Below are 504 nucleotides of genomic sequence, written 5' to 3' on the forward strand. Positions count from 1 at the left end.
TCCTTCATCGGCTCCTGGTGCCAAGGCATCCACCGTACGCTCTTCATTACTTACAACAAAGATGCTCGCGTCCACTGTGCAATTCTCAAACAACACACACACCCTCACGTCAACGCCACCACCAGACAGCCACCCCCACAAGCGAACTCGCAGAAACAACCCGGTATGAACAACCGTGAAAGCCTGTATATGTCTTGCCTAGAAAGAAACATGCTCTCGCGTGTTCTCTCAGGACCCAACAGTGCATCGATATAGTCCCTGCCGGCGAAACATGGTTTCGCGTTCTGCAGGATCTCGTTGTCAGTGTTCCACCCGTGAGCTCCCGCCGTTCCACGTGTGGGAACGAAACGGGCTCTGCCAGACCATCATCCGAGCACCTGTGTGCTGGTACATGTTCTGGAGAATGCTCCTTAGAAAGGAGGTGATCCAGCCGCACCTTCCGGTACGGCTACCTTGTTACGACTTCGTCCCAATCGCCGATCCCACCTTCGACGGCTCCCTCCC

The 504-nt window shown here is 55.2% G+C and carries 1 rRNA gene; it reads right to left on the reverse strand.

The window, feature by feature from the left end:
• Positions 1 to 414: 414 nt before the first annotated feature.
• A 16S ribosomal RNA gene (locus CH276_RS12110) occupies positions 415 to 504 on the reverse strand; the annotation flags it as partial.

The organism is Rhodococcus sp. 06-470-2 (assembly GCF_002258235.1).
Taxonomy (GTDB): Bacteria; Actinomycetota; Actinomycetes; order Mycobacteriales; family Mycobacteriaceae; genus Rhodococcoides.